At 50.2% G+C, this 11,192-nt stretch carries 8 protein-coding genes; all 8 read left to right on the top strand.

Translation table 11 applies throughout. The features are described from left to right. Positions 1-390 precede the first annotated feature (390 nt). A complete protein-coding gene (locus RB_RS21570) occupies positions 391-2,073 on the top strand; it encodes a B12-binding domain-containing radical SAM protein (RefSeq protein ID WP_164922334.1) in 1,683 nt (560 codons plus the stop codon). A gap of 364 nt (positions 2,074-2,437) precedes the next feature. Beyond that, a complete protein-coding gene (locus tag RB_RS21565) occupies positions 2,438-4,015 on the top strand; it encodes a sugar transferase (RefSeq protein WP_164922333.1) in 1,578 nt (525 codons plus the stop codon). A gap of 69 nt (positions 4,016-4,084) precedes the next feature. Next, positions 4,085-5,284, top strand: coding sequence for a glycosyltransferase (locus RB_RS21560; RefSeq protein WP_011122766.1), 1,200 nt, complete (start codon positions 4,085-4,087; stop codon positions 5,282-5,284). Position 5,285: 1 nt separating this feature from the next. After that, on the top strand, positions 5,286-6,386 hold the full coding sequence (locus tag RB_RS21555) for a glycosyltransferase family 4 protein (RefSeq protein WP_164922332.1): 1,101 nt from the start codon (positions 5,286-5,288) through the stop codon (positions 6,384-6,386). Between the two features lie 16 nt (positions 6,387-6,402). Further along, complete coding sequence (locus tag RB_RS21550) at positions 6,403-7,728, top strand: hypothetical protein (RefSeq protein WP_011122764.1); 1,326 nt, start codon at positions 6,403-6,405, stop codon at positions 7,726-7,728. Positions 7,729-7,751: 23 nt separating this feature from the next. Beyond that, complete coding sequence (locus RB_RS21545) at positions 7,752-8,723, top strand: sulfotransferase domain-containing protein (RefSeq protein WP_011122763.1); 972 nt, start codon at positions 7,752-7,754, stop codon at positions 8,721-8,723. After that, positions 8,638-9,630 (top strand): sulfotransferase, encoded by a 993-nt coding sequence (locus RB_RS21540; protein WP_011122762.1) that lies wholly within the window; start codon positions 8,638-8,640, stop codon positions 9,628-9,630. Before RB_RS21545 ends, RB_RS21540 begins: the two co-directional genes overlap by 86 nt. A 166-nt stretch (positions 9,631-9,796) precedes the next feature. Further along, the gene (locus tag RB_RS21535) at positions 9,797-11,083 is read left to right on the top strand and encodes an oligosaccharide flippase family protein (protein WP_011122761.1); all 1,287 of its coding nucleotides are present in this window, start codon (positions 9,797-9,799) and stop codon (positions 11,081-11,083) included. Positions 11,084-11,192 lie beyond the last annotated feature (109 nt).

The following is an 11,192-nucleotide window of genomic DNA, read 5'->3' as shown; positions in this document are numbered from 1 at the left end:
AAATCGATCACGCGGCCTGTGCGGATCATCCCGATTGGATCCACGGTCTCTCCAGCACGCGTGTTCCATTGCCAAAGCCCGCCAAATCGGCTCTAGCTTGATTCAGCGGGTTGTCAACGTGGCCCAACGGCCTCAACTGTCCACTCCGCCGCACCGTGAATTTCCCGCTAAAACCACAGTTCTGATTTGGCGGAACCACCTATTCTGACTAGGTTGATTAAACCGTGTGGAGGCGGCCGCATCAGATCTCGGCCGATCAATTCGGCACTGCTGGACTCCCGCAACTTCCTCTCAACCAGACCCGCGACCATGCATTCGACGTCCAATCCGTCCCGGTTGCCGGCATCTTCGAGACTGCCCGAGAGCCCGGACTCGCCCGTTCGTTGCTTGATGATCCAACCGTGTTTTGAGCAAACAAACTATTGGAACTTCGTGGAAAGTGCCAAGGCGATTGGTGCAAAAGCGACCGCCCCACCGCTTGGATTGATGACCGTCGCAGCTTTGCTGCCTCAACAATGGGAATTCCGCATCGCGGACCAAAACGTTGGCCCAGTCGAGGAATCGGATTGGCAATGGGCTGATGTGATCTGCACGGGAGGAATGCTGCCTCAACAACCTGGCATCTTGCAGTGGGTTGAACGTGCCAACGCCGAAGGCAAATTTGTTGTCGTCGGCGGACCTGACCCAACCAGCCAACCGCAAATCTACCAGGACGCGGACGCTGTCATTGTCGGCGAAGGCGAACTGACCATTCCGATGTGGCTGGATGCTTGGCGAGATGGAAATCCCAAGGGCCAATTTGAATCGCCACACAAACCGGACGTGACCACGACACCAACTCCGCGTTTCGACTTGGTCGACTTCAACGATTATCTGCACGTCGGAGTGCAATCCTCGCGGGGATGTCCGTACAACTGCGAGTTCTGCGACATCATTGAACTGTTTGGCCGGCGACCACGCGTCAAAACGCCAGATCAATTTCTCGCCGAACTTCAAAAGCTTTACGACTTGGGCTATCGAGGTTGGGTCGACTTCACTGATGACAACTTCATCGGTAATCGCAAACTGATCAAACCATTGCTCGTGGCCCTGAAGCAATGGAACGAAGATCACAACTATCCCTTTGTGTTTTCAACCGAAGCCAGCATCAACCTCGCTGACGACAAGGAACTGCTGGAATTGATGCGCGACGTTCAGTTTCGATACGTCTTTTTGGGAATTGAATCACCCGATGAAGAAACGCTGATTCACACCCAAAAACGAATCAACACGGTTCACCCCATCATCGATCGAGTTCGAACGATCTACGACCATGGCATCTCCGTCGCGGCCGGTTTGATCATCGGGTTCGATACTGACAAACCTGGCACCGATGGCCCGATGATTCGTTTCATCCAAGAAAGCGGCATCACACTATCCATGGTTGGCCTGCTGTCAGCACTCCCCAATACACAACTCACTCGCCGTCTCGCCAAAGAACGCCGGCTGATCGATTCCGAACACAACTGGATCCAGGACACGGGCGTGAATTACGAGCTCCGAAGCGCTGAGTCCAAGGACCAAACGATCAGCGGTATGAATTTCATCACGACTCGAGATCGGGTGGAGATTTACCAAGAACTTCGAAACATCATCGAAAACGTGTACTCGCCACGAGCGTTCATGGACCGGGTGATCGACACCGCTGCACGAATCAAGATCGTCAACAAACACGTTCCCAATGCCTGGGAATTCCGCCGGATGTTCAAGGGCTTTCGAACCATCGCCTGGCGAATGCTTCGCGACAAACGCACTCGGTCGCTTTACATTCGCAACTTTGTTCGTGCCGCAATGATGGGACCGACCAAGTTTGAGTACGCGCATACCGTCATGGGCAGCTTCCTGCACTTCGATCTGCAAACGCAGAAGATGCTCGACGCCCTCGATGTTTCCATCGACTTTGCAAAGAACCACGCGACCTATCCGAGAAGCGTCGCGGACATGCCCGCCATTGCACCAGCCAACAATTTGCATCCATTGCCACTTGCCCAAGCCGGCGGCTGCGACACCCAAACCGAAGGCAAATCAACATGACAGCGCAACGTCGAGGATGGACGACTTGTGAGCGCTGGTGGATGAGCGATCAAACTGAAAATCGTTGGCGTTGATCCGAACAAATCCGACCCCCATTCACGTGAGATCTGAAGTGCGACAGCCCATCAATGGACTCAAGTGTCCGGCTCCATAATCCTCCCAAATCCTTGAAACACTTTACCTAACGGAAACCAAAACACCTTTATAACGAGATGGCGGCACCTCGCCATTGATCAGCTCGAAAGTCGAGCGAAGCTGCCTTTATTCCTGGTTAGCGCAATTACAATGCCAACCGTCCAGCCACCGAATGAAAGGTGACTGGAGCGCCCACTCTTCTTTGTTTGTTCACCTTGGCTAGCGTTTGATGCCGCAACTAGACACAAATCCGCTCCCGGTCGGTGTCGTTTGCACAGACACGATCGAACAACTGAACCCGTTCGTCCCCAGCGGCGCGGTTACTGATCAACGTCGTACCGAACGCACAGGAAACAACTCGAAACGCCGACGCATCACGCGCAACAAGGCGACCGGCACCCTGCAGGTGCTTTTAACACTGACCCCGCTATTCATCGCCGACATAGCTGCGTTAACGTTCTCGATTCTTGCCGCTACGCTTTCACTTGTCTTGCTGGGTTTGATTGGCCTTCATCCGGGCCTACTACTGAATAGCATCTGCGTCATGACGTTCTACGTCGCATGTGCGGCTATTTACGGCCTGTATCCTGGAACAGGTATGAGCCCTGTTCTGGAATTGCGCCAATGCGTCCTCGCGTCGATGGCCGCTTTTGCTTTCGCTATTGTCGCAAATCTCGTTCTGGCAACGCTTAGCGTTACCGAACTGGCAATTTTCTTGATGGCAAGCGCACTTGCGTCGCTGATTGTCCCACTAGCTCGATTAACAACGCGACGTCTCTGCTCCACCACGAGCTGGTGGGGCGAAAACGCTATCATCATCGGCTCTGGCCCTCAAGGCAGGGCGATCTACAGATACTATTCCCGTGCTCCGCAACGTGGACTCCGCCCTCTCGGTGTAGTCGATTTTGCCAAGACGGCCTCATCGCAGGATTCCCTTGAACTCACCGGCATCCCATACCTGGGATCTGTGCAACGGCTAGAACGCTTGCGTCGAAAGACACAAGCTCGCTGGTCAATCGTGGCTCCGGGCGGTTGCCAGACAATTGACATGAACGAGGTTTTGTCTCATGCCGGCAACTTCTCCAACGTGCTGATCCTCCCTTCGCAAATGCAACTGCCCAGTCTCTGGTCAGGATCTCGCGAATGTGCTGGTGCCATGGGGATCCACCTGAAAGATCATTTGCACAACCATCCCGCGAGAGCCATCAAGCGGTTCGTCGATATTTGCTTGTCAGGCTTCGCCTTAACCATACTTTCTCCGTTCATCCTCGCCTTCGTCCTTCTCTTGAAGTTGCGCGACCCCGGCCCCGCGTTCTATGGCCAAACTCGTGTCGGCAAAGACGGCAAGCTCTTCAAGGCATGGAAGTTCCGGACAATGGTCATCAATGCAGACCAAGTCCTGGAGGACTATCTCGAGAACGACCCAGACATGCGTCAAGAATGGATCGAATACCAGAAATTACAAAATGACCCACGCGTCATATCAGGCATAGGATCGTTCCTCCGCAAATCCAGCCTCGATGAACTACCCCAACTGTGGAATGTAATGAAGGGAGACATGAGCCTAGTAGGCCCCAGACCATGCATGACCTCCCAAACCTCACTCTACGGCAGCGTGCTGCCACTCTACCAACGCGTTCGTCCAGGAATCACCGGCCTGTGGCAAGTCTCAGGCCGAAACAAAACAACCTACGACCAACGCGTCCGCTTCGACAGCTACTACGTCACGAATTGGTCACCGTGGCTCGACATCTACATCTTGATCCACACAATCAAAACGATTGTGCTCCGAGAGGGAGCATACTGAGCGTTGCATGTCTCGCAGGCGATTGATCGTCGAGCAAAGAAAACGGCTTATCATCGTCTATAGAATACAATGACTCCTAACAACACACCACTTTCGCACGAAGCCAAAGTATGCCTCGTTACTGACTGGCTGACCAACCTTGGTGGCGCAGAAAGAGTCCTATTTGCGTTGGCTCAAATCTTTCCAACTGCCCCAATTTTCACCACTGTCCACTCTCACGATGCCGTGAAAGAGCTTTTCCCCGATAAAACCCGTGTGCGGACAAGCTACCTTCAAAAACTCCCAATATTGAATCGCAAACACCAAGCTCTGTTGCCCCTGTTGTCTCATGCAATTGAACAGCACGATCTCAGCGAATTCGATTTAATCATCAGTTTGTCCTCATGTGTCGCTAAGAATGTCAAAAAAACTCGCAAGGAACAAACTCATGTTTGCTACATACACACACCGATACGCTACGCGTGGGAACCAGCCCTAGACTCTCGAGTTTCAAATCTTCCGTGGGGTGCGCGCAGCCTTGCCTCTAGAATGCTGGACAAGATCAAACAGCATGACTTCCACTGCCGCAGTCGCCCCGACTTTTATATAGCCAACTCAATTGCAACCGCCAAGAAAGTCAAAGACTTTTATCAGATCAAGGCGTCGGTTCTATATCCACCTTACGATGATGTGGTTCCCGATCTAGCCCAGGACCGCAACGGCGATTACCTAGCGTTAGGTCGGTTAGTACCCTACAAGCGATTTGATCTTGCGATTGAGGCATTCCGGAATTTGCCCACCAAGCAGCTAGTCATTGCTGGCACAGGTCCCGATGAATCTCGACTACGTGCTCTTGCCAAAGACTCGGCAAACATTCGTTTCGCCGGACGAGTAGATGAAGACGTAAAGAATGAACTACTATCAAAATCGCGAGCCTTCCTGCTTCCCCAGCAAGAAGACGCCGGAATCGTACAACTAGAGGCAATGGCACGTGGCACACCCGTCATTGCCTTCGGACGGGGCGGAGCAGTTGATGTTGTTCGCCACGGGGTCAATGGAATCCTCTTCCACGAACAAACTTCCGATTGCCTCATCTCCGCAATCAATGAACTCGAATCACACCAGTTCGGATCGAAGGTCAAGCAAATCTCAAACTCAGTCACTGAGTACTCTCGCAGCAACTTCCAACAAAATTTCCGCGACCTCTTGAACCAAATCACCAATAGGAATGGGATTCATACTCGAGTAAGCGATGTGGTTGAGCGCATGCAAACACCGGAGCGAGTTTAGCATGACGAACAACGACAGGCCCCAGGACATAATGCTAAACGGGAGGTTTTTAACACGTCCATCAACCGGGGTGGAGCGGGTTGCACACGAACTTTGGAACTCAGTGACCCAAAGGCTTGAGCAAAAACCGGGCCGGCTAAAGGGCGCCTGCTCGATTGCAATCCCGAATGCCGCTTGCGGCGAACCTAAGACGTCGTCACGAATTCTCAAAGGACGAACATCTGGCCAATTCTGGGAGCAGGTGGAACTGCCTTTCCAAGCGAAGAATGCTCTGCTTCTGAACCTCTGCAACCTAGCACCGGTTACGGTCTCAAATCAACTTGTCATGATTCATGATGCTCAGGTATTCCTAACACCTGAGTCGTACTCCCTCGCATTTCGCAACTGGTACCGTTGGATCTTGCCTCAACTGGGTCATCGGGCCAAATACGTCGCGACCGTGTCAGAATACTCACGCCAGCAACTAGAATCATTTGGCGTGGTCCCAAAAGGGAAAGCAATGGTCATTCCAAATGGTGGTGATCATATCCTGCGAGTGAAAGCTTGCGACGACATCTTGTCGAAACATAAGATCCAGCAAAACGGCTATTTTCTTGCTATCGGCAGCCTGAGCCCGCACAAGAACATACGCGTGTTGCTGGAAGCACTTGCGCTACGAAAAAATAAGAAGCACCCTCTCATAGTTGCTGGCGGCGGTAACAACGCCGTTTTCCAGAAGCACTTCACCGGAGCGCACAAAGATGCCAAGTTTATTGGCCGTGTCACCGACCAAGAACTGAAAGCTTTGTATCAAAACGCAAAAGCACTACTATTCCCCTCCATCTTCGAAGGTTTCGGACTTCCACCTATTGAAGCGATGTATTGTGGATGCCCTGTTGTCGCCTCCAACACTGCGGCTATACCTGAAACCTGTGGTTCCGCCGCTCTATATCGAGACCCGAGGGATGGTGAAGCATGGTCCGACGCCTTGGACCAAATCGCAGGAAACGAAAGCATTCGAGAGAGAATGTCCATCAATGGGCACCTGAGATGCATTGAGTATACCTGGGAAGCATCAGCGGATAAAATCGCTACCGCAATTCTCCCCAAATGCAGTCATTAAACACAACCACTATTAAATGGGCACAAATTCTCCAAACGATACGACATTACTGTATCTCGCTATTTTCCTGCATGCCGTCGTATGTTTTTATATTTTCATGAGCGAACGAAGGACTGGCTCCTGGATCACGCTTGGGAACTTCTATGTCTTCAAAGCATTGTTTATGCCTGTGGTAGTAGTTGGCTTTGTTGCATGTAGCGACTCGCAAGAAATTCTTCCAAAACACATTCAAACGGTCCAAAGTGCAATCGGTGATGCCAGCATACTTTCCTCCGCAGCAGTTTTGTGCATCGCTTTTGGTTACTGCATCGCCAGCAAATTCACGTTCCGCACTGGGAAGGCAAGTGAGCGACAGTGGTTTCACTATATCGGTTCGGTCTTGTGCTCAAACGCGTTTGCAATCAGCGCAATAGTTTTAGTAGCGTTTTTCATGGCAATTGCGTTATCAAAGGGGGCGCCGTTTGGAACGTTTCGCAAGTTTGCCCAACAGAACCAGGAAATACGGCCCCTGCTGAAGTCCATGACCGCCTTGGCGTCGATGGGGATCGCAATTGGGTGTGTTCGCCTAGAAGGTTCAAAACGTTCAAGTTCAAGATTTGCATGGTTCTCATACACGACGTTCATGCTCCTGGCAGCAATCTCATCCGGAACTCGAACCGCGGTGTTAATGCCAATCATCGTTGGGCTGTCTGCGATCTGTCAAAGACGCAAACTCGGTGGTTTACAATTCCTGGTAGTGTTGTTGCCACTTGCGATGATTGGCGGGGTGGCGATGTCAAGTTTCCGAGGTGAAAGAGACCTTGGCTTGGACATACAGGAGATTAACAGCAAGATCCTTTATGGCGAAAACTTTCCTGACTTCCGAAATCTGGCATGGCTACTCGGTAACTTAGAGTCCGACTTCGACAGCCAATATGGAGGACTGACCATACTGAGCTCAGTCTTAGGCTTTGTGCCTAGCAGTGTCATGCCATGGCGAGATCAATTCGCATGGGGAAATATCGGTCCAGAAATCCTCGGCTTCGATCCCAAATCTCACCCTGGAGTGCGGGCTTTGCCTTTCACAGAATGGTACTATAACTTCAGTATTCCCGGATTAGTTTTGTCATCTTTCGCATTTGGATACTTGATCAAGATCTGTAGCACTCCATCGTATACTCATCACGATCGAGACAGACCGATTATCGCTGGTTTTTTCATCTTTCTGTTTTTTGGATACTTAGTGTCTAACACACCAAATATCGCTGCTTGCTACCCTATATATGCGCTTTTCATTTCGATCTGCCTAGTGAAGGCAATCGCAGGCATGTCGAATCGCCGCAAACTTACATACTCTAAGTAAATAACCTTAACTGCAATTTCAAGATGTCATCAACAACAAACACCAAATTGTTAGTTGTAACTGGTATGCCACGCTCGGGAACGACGGCAGTTGGGGAATTGCTTTCTAAGGCAGGTGCGACGCAAACAGTTTACGAGCCGTTCAATTTCCATACAGGACTTTCACAAATCCCTTCCTATTTTGCCATTGCAGGCCAATCCGACTTCACGAACGAAAGTTTTGACAGTTGTATCGATGAAATCAGCAGCCTCCGCCCGAAACTGAAATCAGGCTGTTTCCCAGAAGACAACATCCTTCGAAGGCTTCGAAAGCGAACAATCGGCAGTCGCACAAAACTAAGCTTCCTAAACGCGAGATTGAGAGCTAGAGGCCTTCGCAATCTGATCTGGAAAGACCCCTTTGTGATATTTAACCTTACTCACTTGGCCCACATTCCCACGATCGTGCTTATTCGTAGCCCTGAAGCAATCGCCGCCAGCTTTAAGCGAATGAATTGGTCGTTCGATTTGAATAAGCTTTCTGAGAACCTAGCTCACGCTGGGCATCCTTTACCTTACCCCGGGACCGGATGTGTCCCAGAGCACAATCAGTGCCCGGTCTCCAATGCTGCTATCCTTTGGAACATTGTATATAGCTATGTAATATCGGTCTTTGATGACAATCGTCAATCACATATTTCGCTCTTCGATCTGCAGCACGTTGTCGAGGCACCCTCTCGAAATTACCAATTAATGTACAAGCACCTCGGATTAGAGTGGACAGAGGAGGCTGACCGAACAATTCATGAGTTGACTAGCAAATCCAAAAAGCGTTCTAGCGTGCCGAGCAAGACCAAAGCGCACGTCAAGAAACGCGACATCAGTCAAGTCAACAAATACGGTCGCGGACTCCTCACTTCGTCTGAGTTGGATGCGGTTCACTCCATCACGTCTGACACATGGATTAAAGTCCAAGACCTCCTTGATTCGAGAAGAGAAAGTCGTGTCAAATCATAGACTGAAAATTGTGTACATCGTCGGTTCAGGGCGATCCGGCAGCACTGTGCTCGACCGAATGTTAGGCACCCTTGATGGAGTTGTCTCCATGAATGAAATATATCGTTTCTTTCCCGATGGCATTGAGAGCAACGACAAATGCACATGTGGGCATCATTTTCACGATTGCAAATTCTGGAGATCAATCTGCGAAAGTGTCGACAGGAACGAAAACGAACTGCTCCATGCAGCTTCCCTTTATGAACGGTTCGACCACACGAAATCCTTGCCTAGCACTGTGTTTCACGCGAAGTTGGGGCAAAGGATGGCAGATTTCAACGCCTATCTAGACTGGCTAAAACGCTTGTACAATGCGATTGCAGAGCAGTCCAAATCTGAGATTTTGATTGACTCATCAAAGGTACCGAGCAGGCTATACCTCTTATCGCAGATCCCTGAGTTCGATGTATATGCTATTCATCTCGTGCGCGACGTCAGAGCAGTTGTAACTGCTTGGAGAAGAACGAGACTCAATCCAGCTACTGGTGAGCAGTTCACCAAGATTGCTCCGGGCCGGGTCGTTTCAAATTGGATTGCGAGGAATTTGATTGCGGAACTAATTGGGAGAAAAATACCTTACTACATGCAAAACTATGAAGGACTCATGGAGAACCCTGTTGGACGAATGAACGATCTCGTCGCGGCAATTGACCCGCTAAAGGGCAAGGCAATCCCATTTGATGATGAGGGCCGGCTTGATTTCCAACCGTTCCACAGCATCGGAGGGAACCCAGATCGATTTCAATCAGGAATGACCAGTTTTAGAACTGATGATCGTTGGCAAAAAGAACTCCCAGTGGCACTTCGTCGAAAGGTAAGCCTGCTTGCATACCCCCTACTGAGGCGTTACGGATACAGAATCTCGTAGCAGACTACCGCCTGCTCTTATTGAGACTCGCTGTCTTGCCAAAAGTAACGTATCTTGCTTGCGTCCCGCGGACATTCAGCTAGAAAAGTTTGTCGCTTAACAACAATACCTTTAAGACTAGATTCGAACGCAAATTCGGGTAATTCAATTCTCTAGGAGAAAATGCGTGCCGCGAGCAAAGGGGGTATCCCACCAAGTACTCATCGCACTCTTGGTACGTGGATTTGGGGCAGGCGCTAGTTTCGCATTAAGCCTTGTCGTCGCTCGTGTATTGAACACCACAGAAGCGGGATTATTCTTCATTGCATTCACGATTGTTTCAGCGGGCAGTCGGGTTGCCTCCATGGGAATGCCCACAGCAATCCTCAAAGTGGTTGGTGCAAATGAGCATTCAGACTGGGGTCTGATTAACAATGTGATTGGAGTCGCTCATCGTCGGATCGCGGCAATAGGTTTTCTCGTGGTATGCGTGGCCTCATGGCTTTCTGCGTCAATCGCGAACTACATATTCGGCAAACCAATGCTGGCAACGCTTTTGCCTATCACCTCGCTATGCGTTTTCTTACTCGCATTGTTACAAGTTCTCGCTTCCGCAATACAAGGAAGACACCGAGCCGGCATTTCTTCGTTTGTACTCAATTCCGTTTTCCCGCTAGTCATCATTATCGGAACAGGAATCTTAGTTGCTCTTGGTTTATCCATCGATGCGAGATCGCTCGTTCTGCTATTGGTATCGGGACTTTTAGTTGCACTTGCGATTGCTTCGATTGTTTGGTGGCGGGACTCAAGAAGTCGATGGACACCATTTGCGAAACCTGACGTCAGTTTCAACCGTTCCGTCATCTACTTGTCCCCGATTGTGATCATGGACATCGTTGTTCAATGGTCCGGCTATTTTTTGGGTTCGGCTATGCTATCGAGTACGGACATGGCGATTTTCTCGACCGCTCAACGAACTGCCATGCTTGGGAGCCTTCTTTTGATTGGTGTCAATTTGGTTGTGGCACCCAAATTTTCCGCTGCGTTTACCAAAAGCGACATGCGCCAGATCAAGCAACTATCTCGCCAGTCAAATCGCTTGATGCTTATCGCTGCCACGCCCTTTGTTGCACTGATTCTTGCATTTCCCTCTATGTGGATGGGCTTTTTTGGCGCCGAATATGAACGGGGATCAGCCCTACTCCAGATCCTGACGCTGGGTCAGTTCATCAACCTCCTGACAGGCTCAGTGGGCTATCTGCTGATGATGACAAATCATGAACGTGATTACCGAAATATTGTCCTTCTAACTGGGCCTTTTGCTATCGGACTTGCATTCGTCCTCACCAACTTCTTTGGTGTTGTCGGTGCCGCGATTGCGACTGCGGTTGCGGTCGCAACACAAAACTTGCTGGCCGTCTACATGGTAAAAAAAAGACTTGGATTCAACACACTAAGTTTTTTCAGTCCTTAGTAAGCGTCAAGCCATTCTAAAACCACAATATTGCCGTTCTTTGTATCCACTGATTAATTTGCAACTTCAGAAGGTGACCATCGAACCAAATCGATCTCCCAGCAAATCC

The sequence above is a fragment of the Rhodopirellula baltica SH 1 genome (genome assembly GCF_000196115.1).
Taxonomy (GTDB): domain Bacteria; phylum Planctomycetota; class Planctomycetia; order Pirellulales; family Pirellulaceae; genus Rhodopirellula; species Rhodopirellula baltica.
The sequence above is the reverse complement of the archived record's forward strand: the minus strand, read 5'-3'. Positions and strand labels throughout refer to the sequence as shown.

Coding starts and splice junctions, on each gene's coding strand:
- RB_RS21540 (WP_011122762.1), top strand. CDS start 8,638: ATGCGGTTCACTCCATCACGTCTGACACATGGATTAAAGTCCAAGACC.
- RB_RS21550 (WP_011122764.1), top strand. CDS start 6,403: ATGGGCACAAATTCTCCAAACGATACGACATTACTGTATCTCGCTATT.
- RB_RS21570 (WP_164922334.1), top strand. CDS start 391: ATGATCCAACCGTGTTTTGAGCAAACAAACTATTGGAACTTCGTGGAA.
- RB_RS21555 (WP_164922332.1), top strand. CDS start 5,286: ATGACGAACAACGACAGGCCCCAGGACATAATGCTAAACGGGAGGTTT.
- RB_RS21545 (WP_011122763.1), top strand. CDS start 7,752: ATGTCATCAACAACAAACACCAAATTGTTAGTTGTAACTGGTATGCCA.
- RB_RS21565 (WP_164922333.1), top strand. CDS start 2,438: ATGCCGCAACTAGACACAAATCCGCTCCCGGTCGGTGTCGTTTGCACA.
- RB_RS21560 (WP_011122766.1), top strand. CDS start 4,085: ATGACTCCTAACAACACACCACTTTCGCACGAAGCCAAAGTATGCCTC.